Origin of the sequence: Acinetobacter bouvetii (assembly GCF_902753875.1) — a bacterium.
In the GTDB taxonomy this organism is placed as follows: domain Bacteria; phylum Pseudomonadota; class Gammaproteobacteria; order Pseudomonadales; family Moraxellaceae; genus Acinetobacter; species Acinetobacter bouvetii_A.
The window spans coordinates 1-13,885 of record NZ_CADDTS010000038.1; the positions used below are offsets into that span (position 1 = coordinate 1).

Here is a 13,885-nt window from a genome sequence, read left to right on the forward strand (position 1 = left end):
TCTAGAGTGAGATGAGTATAGTTCATGATGCAACTTTGACTTTGGTCGGTCGGAAGCAAAATGCTAGCTCATCTTGCTTCCTTCCAATAATTTAATCTCTGTTGCACTTCATTTGAGAATCTAAGAAATGATTAAACCGATTTACTGACAGGAAAGAGACATCTGATCCAGCCATGTAAACTGACAGTCATCACCCCAATGAACACCAAACCGGTTCCCAGCAGAAAATTCAGTTCAATCTGCTCATTCAGAAACATCACTCCAAAAATCATGCCGAATATAGGGGTTAAAAAGGAAAATACGCCCAAGCCATTGGCCAAATATTTACGTAGCAACCAGAACCACAACATCAGGCTAAAAAAAGACATGATCAACACATGAAAAACCATGCTGCTGATGGCAACTGTGGTCCAGTGAATCGTGGTTTGGCCCAAGATAAAGGCAACCGGCAGTAAAAACACACAGCCCCCGACCAGTTGATAGAACAAGGTCTGGGTTGGGTGTGCATCAGACAAACGGGTCAGTCGAAGTGAAATCGTGGTCAATGCCCACATGACGCCTGCCATCAAGGCCAGAAAATCACCGAATAACGCCTGTTGCAGCAGTTCAGTAGACCCCTGTTCACGCCCCATAAAGGACAGCACAATCCCGGAAAAGGCTATCAGAATACCTGACCATTGAATCAGATTGAGTTTTTCAGCTGGCACTTTCCAGTGCAGCCCCAAAGCTACAAAAATCGGTGCGGTATAGAGTAAAACTACCGTATGCGATGCCGTGGTATAGCGTAATGCTTCGGCAACCAGTACAAATTCAGCAGAAAATAAAAAAGCCAGCCAAATGCCCGGCAATAAATATTCTTTACTGTATAAATGAGTTCCGGCTTTGAGCTGAATAAGGGGAAAAACCAGTAAAGCTGACAAACCGGAACGGATAGCGATCTGCATGATGGGTGAAATATCAGGTGCGGCCAATTTCAGCACCACCTGCTGTATTCCCCAAATCATACATAAAATCATCATCAGACCCGAGGCCTGAATATCCAGTGCTTTACGCTGTTCCACCAAAATTACTCAAATAACTCTTTCAGCACACACTATAATTCTGTCTGAAATAAAAGATATACTTCAAAGCAGACAAGCTATCTTCTTATTCAGGCAAATTTCACCATGCCACAAAGACACAAGCCAACCCCTTCGCTCAAACAGCTAAGCACCAATGATCAGATTCACCGACCGCTATGGCTCAGCTTTCGTGATGATCCGGCTTTGTCTGTCTATCCAGAGCATGGACATGCTTGGGGAGAATTTATCTATGCCTTCAACGGCGTGATGGAAGTCAATATTGATCAGGTGGATTATATTACCCCACCTCCCTATGGAATTTGGTTACCACCCAACTTAAAACATAGCGGTCTGAATCGAACTGCGGTTTCACATGCAACCCTGTATGTGCATGAAAGCCTGTGTGAACATTTACCCAATCAAGCAGGCATTCTACTCAGCTCTCCACTGGTGACGGCAGTGCTACAACATTTGAAACATCATGCTATTGCAGAAGATTCGGCGGAACATTTACGGCTATTGCATGTGCTGCTGGATCAGCTCCAACATGCACAGCTCATCGGCAGTTATCTGCCCCATTCCGAGCATCCTCTTTTAAAAGAAATTCTGGATTATCTGCATCAGCACCCAGCGGATCACAGCTCTTTAGATTGTTTGGCCAAACAGCACAATATGACAGAACGCACTCTGGCCCGTTATTGCCAGAAAGAATTGGGGATGTCACTCAATGAATGGCGACAACGTCTGAAAGTCATGAAAGCCATGTCGATGCTGAAAGACAACAAAACCGTTGAAAGCATTGCTTTTGATCTGGGTTATGCCAATGCATCCGCCTTTATCAATATGTTTAAACGCTGGATGCTATGTACACCTGATCAATTCAGGAAATCCAACCACCACTTATAAATAAAAATTAATTTAAAATCAGTTTATTATTGACTAGAACATTGGGTTTTGTATGATCAACTCATAACTCAAAAACCAGTCATTCTCATGAAAACCACTATAAGAACACCATCCTCAGCCTGTGCGTAGCTCTGAGTTTATTAACTGCATGTAGCTCGCCTGAACAACGTGCTTTCAAAGCAGCTTTAAAATCTGCAGAAAAAGGCGATGCTATCGCACAAATGAAAGTGGCTGACTTCTATTTTGCAGGAACCGGGACAGAAAAGAATGTCCAAGAAAGTGTCAACTGGTATAGCAAAGCTGCTCAACAAGCCAATACTCAAGCTTTTTCCTGGCTGATGGGACAAGCCTATAATGGCAATGAAGCAGCGGCAAAAGTCATTCATGATATGCAAAATGAAGGCAATATTTTTCTGGCACATTGGATATTGGAATCGGCAAAACAGACCCATGATCCCAGTGCACAATACGCTGTGGGCTGGATGTACGATACAGGTAAAGGCTTAATCAAAGACCCGCACCAAGCCCAAATCTGGTATGAAAGAGCAGCAAAGCAAAATAATGTGTTAGCCATTAAAGCCTTGGGCAATCAGCATTTTTTTAGTGAAATTGAACACTCAAGTAATGAAAAGGCAACGGAATATTTAACTTATGCTGCGGAAAAGGGTCAAGATGCCGATGCTGCCATGAAAATGGCGCATTATTATCACTATGACGTTCGTAATGGAGAAATGGCTAGACAGTGGTATGTCAAAGCAGGTGCTCTCGGTAATGCAGACTCTCAACGAATGGCAGACACCTATGATGAGTGGAAAAATACTGGTCCTTTACAGCCGAATGAAGCGCCTGCTGATTCACAACATGAGGAATAATGGATCATAAAAAAGGCTGCTCACAGGCAGCCTTTTTTAGAAGTTGCAAATCTTATTTCACAAAAGTAGTCCAGACAAACTCCTGAGTTTGACCTTGCAAGGTCATTTTCAGTTGATCGCCTGATTGCAAGGCGGCTACGCCTGCAGGTGTACCCGTCATCACCACATCACCCGGCTCTAAAGTAAACACCTGACTGATGTCAGCCAGCAAGGTTGCAATATCAAAAATCAGTAAAGCGGTATCACCCTTTTGACGCAGCTCATCATTCACATGAAAAGTATAATGCACATCTTTCCAGTCTTTAACTTCAGCAACGTCCACCCAGTCTGCCAACACACACGAACCATCAAAGGCTTTGGCACGTTCCCAAGGCTGACCTTTCTTTTTCAAGTCATCCTGTAAATCACGCAGGGTCAAGTCCAGACCTAAAGTCACTGCACCGACGGCTTGCAATGCTTTGGCAGGATCGGTTTCTGCCTTTAAAGTCTGGTCTATACGCAGGCTTAACTCACATTCATAGTGGCAATTGCCCCATGCCGGATTCCATGAAATCCCTTGTTCCAAATTAATTAAGCTACTTGGCGGTTTGATAAATAAAACTGGACGATCAGGAATGGCATTGCCTAATTCTTTGGCATGGTCTGCATAGCTACGACCGACACAGACAATTTTAGATGGACGTGTACTCATGATCTTCCCTTTTATTGCACTTTTAGGTGATTTAAAACTTATTTTTTAAATGTATTTTCAAATACGCTTTGATCTGCTGATTGCTCAAACGCCCGTTTCGGTACAATCACCACGGTACGGTTTTTCAATTCAATCATATAGGTCAGTTTACCGACGGCAAAATTTTGCACTTCGCTATAATTGAAAATTTGCTTGCGGCCATTGGCATACAGTTCTGCATGATCTTGAAATAATTCAATGCCTTGTTCACTTTTACCAAACTGGTATTTCACAAACTGACGTTTGAACATCATCGGCAAGAACCAGTAACGCATCAACAGTTGCAACACCAGAAAGAAAGCCCCCAGTGCCACATAATAGCGACCCACGCCCTCAAAGCCGAGATAAAACCCCCAGACAATAATGGCCACACTGACCAAAGGCGTAATAAAACGGGTCATCTGCTTTTTACCAAAGGTCGCCAGCGCAAAACCGTCTTGGGATTCTTCAAGATTCAAGTGATAGCGTAGCGATACAGCAGGCTTGGTTTCTGACATAATGCATCATCAAATTATTCAAACAATTGTGCTAGATAGTACACCAGATTCAGGCTTTTCCTTACTATTTTTGCTTGCCCCTACTACAGCCAAAATTACATAAGTTTGCTTCACAATGATTTGAAAATTGATTAAAACATCCACATTCAGTTAAAAAAAAGCATAAAACAGGATGTGATATGCCAAATAAAAAACACAACAACAAATACACCTGGAGTCTATACCTGATCTGCTGTCTGTTCGGCACACAGGTTTCCGCCAAGATTATTCCATGGAAAGAACAGATTCCCAGTAGCTTAAGTGTCTTTCAAGGCAAAGTTCAGCCACTGGCCGAGTTAACCGCCAACCGTATTTTCATTTATGCCCATCCCGCGCAATCCATTAGCTTACCCACGCTCAAAAATCAGCAAAGCATGGTCGGTAAATTTTATACCGGTGCAGTGATTGTACCGACCAATAGCCAGAATGTAGCCCGACTTTTAACGAATTACAGTGGGTATAATGGCCTGTTCCCCACCTTAAAATCTGCAAAAATCGTAGAACAGCAAGGTACGATTACCCAGATGAAATATCAGGTACATATCCCCACCCCGATTCCCATCTTAAACTTTAAAGAAAGTGTACTGATGCAACATCATATCAGTGCCAACAGTATTTCGACTCTGGTGGTAGATGCGCCTATTCCCTATGGCGCTGGCAAAATGGAATGGTTTGATGTAGGCAATAACAAGACCTTAATTACCATTACCCAATGGGGCGATTTAAATCATCCCAAAGGCTTTTTATTCAGTACCATTTTGAAAGCCATTCCGGAAGCCAAACTGGGGATTCCATCCGGAACCAATGCTTTTCTGCTTGAGGCCTTGCAGCAACGCTTTAGAACCGCCACACCACAAATCCTAAAAACCGCTGAACTACCCCAAGTCCAGTTAAATTCATCACAACGACAAAGCATTGCAAACATCAGTCAGCAATCCCGAGAACCGGTGACTTTTATCTTGCCATCGACTCAAATGCCTTATCCACACGGCTGGGAGACTCTACGTTTCAGTAGCAGTTATCAATACTTTGCCCAAAGTCCCCAACAGTTACAGCATTGGCTGAATGCACCTGCTTTTCAGGAACTTTTTCCAAGACAAATCAAAGACATTGACATGCAAAAGATTGATGCCAACACCTTTGATGCTGATTACAAAATTTCAGTCGGACTAGGCGTGATCAATATTCCTTTTGATTTTAAACTGCGCTTTGATTATCCAAACCGCCTAGAAAATGAATTTCATGCGGTCGGTGGAGATTTGCAGTTTGTTCAAGGCGGAATGCAGCTGATTCCGCAAGCGAATGGCACACTGTTCAATGTCACCAGTGCCATGAAAATTCATGACCAGGCGCCTTTCCTGCTGCGAGCAATGAGAAGCATGCCTTATCATGAAATGTTACCGGCTGTAGGCGGAAATACCGTGCTGGCCTTAAAAATTAAGCAGCGAATGAAATAATTGTGTCATCGTTTCGTATTATGCTAGGCACAAAAAAACCGCAATTAAGCGGTTTCTTCCAGTTTTACATCTGTCGATGTGTTCAAGTTGGTGCGCTCAGAGAGATTCGAACTCCCGACCCCTTAGTTCGTAGCCAAGTGCTCTATCCAGCTGAGCTATGAGCGCGACGTCTTGATGTGGTGCATTATACGCGTTTTTAACATTGTGTTAAGTGCTTTTTAACAAATCCATACTCAAGTGGACAGTTATTGGGCAAAATTGGATTTTTCATCTATTTTTTAAACAATAACTGAATCATATTGCTCATTAACCCGCTCTACCGGTTTTGACCACTCCAACTCGCCTGTAATACGTAAACACCACACCGCTTGACGTGACCAAACTGTCGCTTAATGCAAAAGCCGCAGGCGCTGCGCCTTCAGCAAATAAACGCTTACCTACTCCCAAGATGATCGGAAAAGTCATCAAACACAGTTCATCCACCAGATCATGCTGAAAAAGCGTCTGTGCCATCTTGGCACTGCCATGCACCTTGAGATCCCCACTTGCTGAAGCTTTGAGCTTTTTCACCTCATCCACATTTTTCAAAAAAACCGTATTTTGCCAGTTTGAATGATCCAAGCTATGTGACAGAACGTACTTGCTAACCTCATTAATTCCCGGCCACATCTCGGCATGCTTGGGCCAATAAGGCTCCCAAATTTTAAAGGTATTTTTTCCCAACAGAATGTCAGTGGAACGCATCCATTGCTGCATAATCCTATCGAACACGGGGTCTGGATCTGCAAAATAAGGCGCAACCCAGCCACCATATTGAAAGTTGCCTGATGGATCTTCCTCAGGTCCGCCCGGTGCCTGAATCACACCATCTAAAGTCATGAATTCCTGAACAATGATTTTTCTCATATTTTTGTTCTCAGGTTATGGTTCTCATACTGGCCGTTTTTTTATTTTGTCGCCTAGAACTTATTTTGAGTATGCAACTTAGGGTCTGTTGACAATTCGTCTATGTTTGCGACTACGAGTATTTTTTAGAGGATACAAGGCGTGAACTACAAAATTTAGTCATTCTAAATGCGTAGTTCACAACGACGTAGCGTCAAAAAATACTCTAGTCCCGAAGGGTTGTGGCTAAAATTATCTCAAACTGCGTCATGAAATTTAAAAATGGAACCACCATTCATTGCATTTCATTCCTCGTTTGCTCAATTTTAGCCTACAACGCAAGTCATTTATGAAATGTCAACAGACCCTATTTCAACTATACAAATTTCAGACACAAAAAAACCGCAACATGTGCGGTTTCTTCCAGTTTTACATCTGTCGATGTGTTCAAGTTGGTGCGCTCAGAGAGATTCGAACTCCCGACCCCTTAGTTCGTAGCCAAGTGCTCTATCCAGCTGAGCTATGAGCGCGTACTTGAGTTGCTTTTCAGCATTCGTTACATTTACGTTTAACTTGATTGGTGCGCTCAGAGAGATTCGAACTCCCGACCCCTTAGTTCGTAGCCAAGTGCTCTATCCAGCTGAGCTATGAGCGCATTTCAAGTTATTCGTGGCGGTGAGAGAGGGATTCGAACCCTCGGTGGGCTTTAAGACCCACGCTCCCTTAGCAGGGGAGTACCTTCAGCCACTCGGCCACCTCACCGTAACGAGCCGCCATAATACAAATTAAACTTCATTTCTTCAAGTCAGATTTCAAAAAATTCTGATATTTTTAATCAATCATCTATTTTTTAAACAATTTACGACTTCACCCCGCCCTTTTCTGTCTGTTTTATGCCGGGTGACCGTGAAATATTCAACTTCACCCCAAAATTTGAACTGAAAAACACATTATTGCAATCATTTACGTGCAGTCTGTTGCAGCATGACTTATGCTAATCCTATCTTCTGACATGAAGCCAAAGACATTATGAAAAATTGGGTCGATCCTGAAGCGAAAGCCGAAGCTGAACGCTATGAAAATCCTATTCCCAGCCGTATTCTGATTTCTGAAACGATTGAAAAATTACAAGCACCACAATCACATGCAGATTTAGTGGAGCATTTTGAAATTGCAGATCAAAAAAGTATTGATGCCCTCAGCCATCGTCTGATCGCCATGGTTCGCGATGGCCAGTTAATGAAAGATGGCTACAAGTTCCAGCTTGCAGCCAGCCAGCCGACTCATGAAGCCACTGTCTATATCAATTCCAAAGGTTTAGGCAGTGCCTCAATTGCCGATCATGATGACATTTTGTTGCCTGAACGCGAGCTGCGTCTGGTGTTTAATGGCGACCGCGTCAAGGTGCGACAAACCTCGGTCGACCGCAAAGGTAAGCCTTGGGGTTTTATTACCGAAGTAGTGCAACATCGGGTAAAACAGATTATTGGTAAAGTGGCCATTCACGATGGCGAATACTTTATTCAGCCGGCCAATCCGAATGCCCATCAACCGATTACCCTGGAAAAAGAACTGATTGAACATGCCCAGGTGAAAGTGGGTGATTCCGTTCGCGTGGCGATTGATGACTACCCGACCCGCGAAGAACTGGCGACCGGCCATATCGTGCAATCCATGGCAGACAAAGCCGATACCGAAATCATTATTCCGCAAACCATTTTAGAATTTGGCTTGCCTTATGAATTTCCGGAAGAAGTGCTTCGCGATGCCGAACATTTCAAAGAACCGTCTGAGCAAGACCGTGAAGGCCGGATCGACTTACGTGATTTGGCACTGGTCACCATTGATGGTGAAGATGCCCGCGACTTTGACGATGCCGTGTATGCGGAAAAACGTTCAGGTGGCGGCTACCGCGTGGTCGTAGCCATTGCTGACGTGAGTCATTATGTGCGTAACGACAAACCGCTGGATGATGAAGCCAAAGAACGTGGCACCTCGGTGTATTTCCCGCATTTTGTTTTGCCAATGTTGCCTGAAGCTCTCTCTAATGGTCTATGTTCGCTGAATCCACATGTGGACCGTCTATGTATGGTCTGTGATTTAAAACTGTCCCGTGCCGGTCGCGTCACAGGTTTTGAATTCTATCCATCAGTCATGCATTCCAAAGCACGTCTCACTTATACCCAGGTGGCACAGTATTTTGACGGTGACAGCAAAGCGATTCCTGAAGATCGCGAGGTGCGTAAATCACTCAATACCTTGTTCCAGCTGTATCAAGTACTCAAAGGTTTACGTGCGCAGCGTCATGCCATGGAATTTGAAACCGTCGAAACCTACATGACCTTTGATGAGCTCGGTGGCATTAATGAAATTCTGCCGCGTTCACGTAATGATGCACATAAACTGATTGAAGAATGTATGTTGCTGGCCAATGTCGCCGCAGCAGAATATGCCTTGGAAAATGACATTCCAATGTTATACCGTGTGCATGAGCCACCTGAATTTTCCCGTATTCAGAAAGTCCGTGAATATGTGAAATTGCTGGGCTTACCGTTCCCGGAACAGCCAACGCAAAAAGATTACCAAGCGGTGATTGAAGCCACCAAAGACCGTATTGATGCACCAAGTATTCACGCGGTGTTGTTACGCTCGATGATGCAAGCCTATTACGGCGCCAAAAATGCCGGACATTTCGGTTTGGCTTATGATGCCTACACGCATTTCACCTCGCCTATCCGTCGTTATCCGGACTTGTTATTGCACCGTGCCATCAAAGCGCATTTAAAACAAAAGCCGTTCCTGCTTTCCGGTGCTGCTTTGGATGATGCCGGTGAACATTTCTCGCAAACGGAACGCCGTGCCGATGAAGCCTCCCGTTCAGTGACAACCTGGTTGAAATGTCACTATATGCAGCAGCATTTAGGTGAAGAATTTGTCGGGACTATCAGTGCAGTTGCTGAATTTGGTTTGTTCGTAACCTTAAAAGACTTATATGTCGATGGCATGATTCACGTGAGCCAACTGGGCGATGACTATTTTGTCTATGATCAGGCCAGCCAAAGCCTGATTGGACAAAATCGTGGTCAAACCTTTAGTCTGGGCGATGAAGTCAAAATTAAAGTGGCGGCCGTGAATCTGGAAGATCGCAAGATTGACTTTGAACTGTTACAACAACTGACCCATGCCGGTCGGGTGATTCGTAGCCGTGCGCCGCGTGTAGCCAAGACCACCACAGAAGAAGTGTTTAGTCCACGTGAGAAAGCTGTGGTCAGTGAAGATGGTGAACAGCCCGTTCGCAAGAAGAAGCCGAAAACCAAGTCTGCATCTGGAACTAAAAAGTCGGATAAAAAATCTTCCAGCAAGTCTGAGGCCAAAGCCAAAGACAAGCTGAAGAAGAAAGTCAAGCAGAAAAAGAAAAAGTCGAATGCGAAAGCCAAAATCGAATCATAGCTCAATAAAAAACCCTACTTCGGTAGGGTTTTTTAATGCCTAAGCCGGGCAAGGTGTTTCGAGACTAAAAAATAATAAACTTGAAAAATAGTAGAGCTAAAAAATAGCAGGCCTTGATTTCCCTATCGCCAAGCCTTACATCTACTATTAAGTTTATAAATGATATGGCCTATAGAAATGACTTTAGAAAAAGCAAGCTTGCCCGTTCCCCAATTTGATCAGATTCAACTCTCTGATTTAAAACAACAGATTGAACAAGCCATTCAACAGGGACAAAGTTTTTTAAATGATTTAACTGCGGTACCTGATCACTCGGATGCACAGCTTCAGGTATTGGAACAGGTAGATACGCTGGAAAATAATATGAGCGAAGCTTGGGGTGTGCTGTCGCATCTTAATGCCGTGATGAATAATGCAGAAACCCGCGAATTGTACCAGTCCTTGCTTCCTGCTTTAAGCGAATACTATACCCAGCTGGGCCAACATACGGTGCTGTATCAAACCTATCAGCATGTACATGATGCTGCGGTTTTTAATACATTGCCTGCTGCGCAGCAAAGCGCGATTAAACTGGCACTGCGTGACTTTAAACTTTCCGGTGTAGCATTAGAAGGCGAAGCGAAAAAACGCTATGCAGAAATTTCCGCGCGTTTGTCCCAACTTTCATCCGACTTCTCCAATCATGTTTTAGATGCCACTCAAGCTTACTTCAAGCCATTGACCGAAGATCAACTCAAAGGCTTGCCGCAAAGCAGCATCGACCTACTCAAACAATATGGCCAGCAACGTGAGCTTGAACAGCCGGTTGCCACTTTAGACATTCCGGCTTATCTGGCCATCATGACCTATGCGGATGACCGAGCCCTACGTGAAGAGCTATATAAAGCCTATACCACCCGTGCCTCGGATCTGTCTGATCATCCTGAATTTGACAATACTCAGGTGATGGAAGAAATCTTGAGTCTACGCCATGAAATGGCCCAGCTGTTAGGTTTCAACAACTATGCAGAGTTATCGCTGGCCAGCAAAATGGCACCGAATGTCGAAACCGTAGATCAGTTTCTGGTTGATTTGGCTGAGCATGCCAAAACCCCAGCCACTCAGGAAATTGCCGAATTAAAAACCATTGCCATTCAAGATGGTATTCTGACTTTACAACCTTGGGACACTGGCTACTATTCTGAAAAGCTGAAACTGCAACAATTCAATTTATCTCAAGAATCACTGAAACCTTACTTCCCTGCACCGAAGATTCTGCAAGGCCTGTTCAGTATTGTAAACCGTCTGTATGGCATCAACATTGTGGAACGTGAAGCGCCAGTCTGGCATCCAGATGCACGCTATTTTGAACTGGAAGATCAAGGCAAGGTGGTTGGTGGTTTTTATTTTGATCTCTATGCACGTAGCGGCAAACGTGGTGGTGCATGGATGAGCGGTTTCCGCTCTCGCATGCAAACCCGCCAAGGCCTGCAAAAACCGATTTGCTATATGGTCTGTAACTTCACCCCGGCAGTCGGTAATCAACCTGCCCTGCTCACCCACGATGAAGTGAATACCCTGTTCCATGAGTTCGGTCATGGCCTGCATCATTTGCTGACTGAAGTTGACCATATTGCCGTCGCCGGCACACACGGCGTGGACTGGGATGCCGTCGAGCTACCAAGCCAGTTTATGGAATTCTGGACCTGGGATACCGACAGTCTGGATCTGCTTAGTGAACACATTGAAACCAAACAGCATTTGCCAGAAGATTTGCTCAAATCTTTGCTGGATGCCCGTTTCTTCCAGTCCGGCATGCAAACCTTGCGTCAAATCGAATTTGCACTGTTCGACCTGTCGATTCATAAACACAGTTCCGCTTTAAATGCCGAACAAGTACAAGCCACGCTGGATGATATTCGCCAAAAATATGCGGTCGCACCGACTGCCAGTTATAACCGTTTCCAGCATAGCTTTAGTCATATTTTTGCCGGAGGCTATGCTGCGGGCTATTACTCTTATAAATGGGCTGAAGTTTTGGCCAGTGATGCCTTCGACCGTTTCGAAAAAGAAGGAATTTTTAATGTACAGACCGGAAAAGAATTTCGGCAATTTATTCTAGCAGTTGGCGGAAAAGATACAGCACTTGATGCATTTATCAATTTCCGCGGACGCGAGCCAAAAATAGATGCGTTATTACGCCATCAAGGTTGGACGAACCCCTCTAAAAACGCTTAAACTAGGCGTCTAAGATTGTTCGGAAGGTTAGGATGATGACTATCAAACGTCGTTTCATTGCAGGTGTTAAATGTCCAAAATGTGAAGCGTTAGATCGGGTTGTCATGCTAACTTCTGGCGACGATGAATGGATTGAATGTATCGATTGCGGTTATACCGAAAATCGGCCAACGCATGTCGAAGAACCACAAAAGCCGGAATTACCGGATGAGATTGGTGTCATTCAGTTCAAACCTCGTCAGCCTAAATAAAAACAGGTTCAATATGACATTAGATCAAAGAAATAGCCCAAAACTTTTATTGGGCATTACTGGGGGCTTGGTTGCAATCATTGCGCTTTTTTTGGCATATCAATGGTTTTTTGCAACTTCTGGGGAAGCTCTACCTGCACATGAAGGTGCCAACTTAACAGCGCCTGTACAAGCTGCAGCAAAAGCTGAAAAACCTGCAGAACCGGTGGCTCAAGCCGATCAGAAAACCGTTCAGCTGGTGGATGAAAAAATTCTGAAAGATGCTGTTCCTAAAAATGAATCTTTAGCCAAAGAAGAAGTGGCCAAACTGGATGATATTCAAAGCCAGCTCAATGAACAGGAAGCCATGCTGAAAGCCCAACATGCTGATGCAGACGATCTGATCGCTTTGAAAGAAGAACAGATCAAATTGCTCGAAGCTCAACTAGCTCAAAAACAATAAATTTATAGTTGAATATTCAGCTAAAATAGTTGCATATTTTTTAGCTGATTTTTTCATGTCCCTAGCGACCAGCAATCGAAATCTGTTTACAGCGCTTGCTTTACTGACCTGCTCTGCCTTTTTATTTTCCCTCATGGGCGTGTGTATACGCTATGCCTCGCACACAGTCGATAACCCGACCATTGTCTTTTTCCGCAATTTTGTCGGCCTGTTTATTTTCCTACCGCTCATCTGTCGAAATGGTATTGGGTTTATTAAAACTGAGAAAATCTGGATGCATAGCTGGCGGGCCATCATCGGACTAATCGCAATGTATGGCTTCTTTTATGCCATTGCCCATTTAAAACTGTCCAATGCCATGGTCTTTACCTATTCTTCTCCCATTTTTATTCCATTGATTGCCTGGCTATTTCTAAAAGAAAAGATCACGCCTTCCATGCTGTTTGCTGCCGCTCTAGGCTTAACTGGAGTGATGTTCGTAGCAAAACCTGATGCAGGGCTGTTTAATCAACTATCAGTGATTGGACTAGGTGCCAGTTTCTTGGCCGCCATGGCTTTTGTGACAGTTCGGGCACTGACCAGTACCGAATCGCCAGAAAAAATTGTCTTTTATTTTTGCTTTATCGGCACTCTGATTTCCATGATTCCGATGTTCTGGTTATGGCGTCCTTATAGCTGGACTGAACTCGGTTTTCTGATTGGAGCAGGACTACTGGCCAATATCAGTCAGATTTTCATGTCGAATGCTTATAAACTCGCACCTGCCGGACAAATTGGCCCAGTGAATTATATTGCGATTATTTTTGCCGGATTTTGGGGGTTTATCTTTTGGCGTGAAATACCAGATCATTATAGTTTAATCGGCTTTGCACTGATTTTGAGTGCGATTATTCTGTGTAGTCCTTTGGTGAAAAAACGTTTAGCCTAATCATTCAGCCAGTTTTTTTCCATCTTAGATTAGCATTTGAAGTGCAACACCATGTTCTTGGAATAATACCTGACTCGGGCTTCTAAATCCGAGTCTTTTTCTTGGGCGATGATTCAAACGTTGAGTGATTTCTGAAATATAAGCATCCGA

12 protein-coding genes and 4 tRNA genes are annotated in these 13,885 nt (G+C 44.0%); 8 read left to right on the forward strand and 8 right to left on the reverse strand.

All coding sequences use genetic code 11. The features are described from left to right. Window positions 1-131 precede the first annotated feature (131 nt). Window positions 132-1,061: a DMT family transporter gene (locus tag FB6_RS11235; protein WP_174560086.1), complete on the reverse strand. Its 930-nt coding sequence runs from the start codon at window positions 1,059-1,061 to the stop codon at window positions 132-134. Between the two features lie 105 nt (window positions 1,062-1,166). Here FB6_RS11235 and FB6_RS11240 point away from each other — a divergent pair, with 105 nt between their 5' ends. Next, on the forward strand, window positions 1,167-1,967 hold the full coding sequence (locus tag FB6_RS11240; protein ID WP_174560087.1) for a helix-turn-helix domain-containing protein: 801 nt from the start codon (window positions 1,167-1,169) through the stop codon (window positions 1,965-1,967). 221 nt (window positions 1,968-2,188) lie between these two features. Continuing rightward, window positions 2,189-2,839: a tetratricopeptide repeat protein gene (locus FB6_RS11245; RefSeq protein ID WP_174560093.1), complete on the forward strand. Its 651-nt coding sequence runs from the start codon at window positions 2,189-2,191 to the stop codon at window positions 2,837-2,839. 52 nt (window positions 2,840-2,891) lie between these two features. On the opposite strand, the gene FB6_RS11250 is transcribed toward FB6_RS11245, so the two are convergent. Next, window positions 2,892-3,530, reverse strand: a complete 639-nt coding sequence (locus FB6_RS11250; RefSeq protein ID WP_174560088.1) for a fumarylacetoacetate hydrolase family protein — start codon at window positions 3,528-3,530, stop codon at window positions 2,892-2,894. A 38-nt stretch (window positions 3,531-3,568) separates the two neighbouring features. Further along, complete coding sequence (locus tag FB6_RS11255; RefSeq protein WP_174560089.1) at window positions 3,569-4,066, reverse strand: YcxB family protein; 498 nt, start codon at window positions 4,064-4,066, stop codon at window positions 3,569-3,571. Window positions 4,067-4,245: 179 nt separating this feature from the next. On the opposite strand from FB6_RS11255, the gene FB6_RS11260 reads away from it, so the two are divergent. Beyond that, window positions 4,246-5,562, forward strand: a complete 1,317-nt coding sequence (locus tag FB6_RS11260; RefSeq protein ID WP_254592237.1) for an SRPBCC family protein — start codon at window positions 4,246-4,248, stop codon at window positions 5,560-5,562. Window positions 5,563-5,650: 88 nt separating this feature from the next. On the opposite strand, the gene FB6_RS11265 is transcribed toward FB6_RS11260, so the two are convergent. The 5 genes from FB6_RS11265 to FB6_RS11285 all read right to left on the reverse strand — a co-directional run bounded on the left by FB6_RS11265 (window position 5,651) and on the right by FB6_RS11285 (window position 7,209). Next, window positions 5,651-5,727 (reverse strand) — tRNA-Arg (locus tag FB6_RS11265). 141 nt (window positions 5,728-5,868) lie between these two features. After that, window positions 5,869-6,468 (reverse strand): dihydrofolate reductase family protein, encoded by a 600-nt coding sequence (locus tag FB6_RS11270; protein WP_174560090.1) that lies wholly within the window; start codon window positions 6,466-6,468, stop codon window positions 5,869-5,871. A gap of 432 nt (window positions 6,469-6,900) precedes the next feature. Continuing rightward, window positions 6,901-6,977: transfer RNA gene (locus FB6_RS11275), tRNA-Arg, on the reverse strand. Window positions 6,978-7,025: 48 nt separating this feature from the next. Beyond that, window positions 7,026-7,102 (reverse strand) — tRNA-Arg (locus FB6_RS11280). A 15-nt stretch (window positions 7,103-7,117) separates the two neighbouring features. Continuing rightward, a tRNA-Ser gene (locus FB6_RS11285) sits at window positions 7,118-7,209 on the reverse strand. Between the two features lie 264 nt (window positions 7,210-7,473). Here FB6_RS11285 and rnr point away from each other — a divergent pair. From rnr to FB6_RS11310, 5 genes are all read left to right on the forward strand, one after another. Continuing rightward, a complete protein-coding gene (gene rnr / locus FB6_RS11290) occupies window positions 7,474-9,897 on the forward strand; it encodes a ribonuclease R (protein ID WP_174560095.1) in 2,424 nt (807 codons plus the stop codon). A 162-nt stretch (window positions 9,898-10,059) separates the two neighbouring features. Continuing rightward, a complete protein-coding gene (locus FB6_RS11295) occupies window positions 10,060-12,114 on the forward strand; it encodes a M3 family metallopeptidase (protein ID WP_174560096.1) in 2,055 nt (684 codons plus the stop codon). Window positions 12,115-12,155: 41 nt separating this feature from the next. After that, on the forward strand, window positions 12,156-12,365 hold the full coding sequence (locus FB6_RS11300) for a YheV family putative zinc ribbon protein (protein ID WP_174560097.1): 210 nt from the start codon (window positions 12,156-12,158) through the stop codon (window positions 12,363-12,365). 13 nt (window positions 12,366-12,378) lie between these two features. Continuing rightward, complete coding sequence (locus tag FB6_RS11305) at window positions 12,379-12,807, forward strand: hypothetical protein (protein ID WP_174560091.1); 429 nt, start codon at window positions 12,379-12,381, stop codon at window positions 12,805-12,807. Window positions 12,808-12,862: 55 nt separating this feature from the next. Continuing rightward, window positions 12,863-13,735: a DMT family transporter gene (locus FB6_RS11310; protein ID WP_174560092.1), complete on the forward strand. Its 873-nt coding sequence runs from the start codon at window positions 12,863-12,865 to the stop codon at window positions 13,733-13,735. The last annotated feature ends 150 nt before the right edge of the window (window positions 13,736-13,885 follow it).

What these genes read in the sequence shown, in the direction of transcription:
- FB6_RS11240 (WP_174560087.1), top strand. Translation starts at nt 1,167, where the DNA reads ATGCCACAAAGACACAAGCCAACCCCTTCGCTCAAACAGCTAAGCACC.
- FB6_RS11245 (WP_174560093.1), top strand. Translation starts at nt 2,189, where the DNA reads ATGAAAGTGGCTGACTTCTATTTTGCAGGAACCGGGACAGAAAAGAAT.
- FB6_RS11250 (WP_174560088.1), bottom strand. Translation starts at nt 3,530, where the DNA reads ATGAGTACACGTCCATCTAAAATTGTCTGTGTCGGTCGTAGCTATGCA.
- FB6_RS11255 (WP_174560089.1), bottom strand. Translation starts at nt 4,066, where the DNA reads ATGTCAGAAACCAAGCCTGCTGTATCGCTACGCTATCACTTGAATCTT.
- FB6_RS11260 (WP_254592237.1), top strand. Translation starts at nt 4,246, where the DNA reads ATGCCAAATAAAAAACACAACAACAAATACACCTGGAGTCTATACCTG.
- FB6_RS11270 (WP_174560090.1), bottom strand. Translation starts at nt 6,468, where the DNA reads ATGAGAAAAATCATTGTTCAGGAATTCATGACTTTAGATGGTGTGATT.
- FB6_RS11305 (WP_174560091.1), top strand. Translation starts at nt 12,379, where the DNA reads ATGACATTAGATCAAAGAAATAGCCCAAAACTTTTATTGGGCATTACT.
- FB6_RS11310 (WP_174560092.1), top strand. Translation starts at nt 12,863, where the DNA reads ATGTCCCTAGCGACCAGCAATCGAAATCTGTTTACAGCGCTTGCTTTA.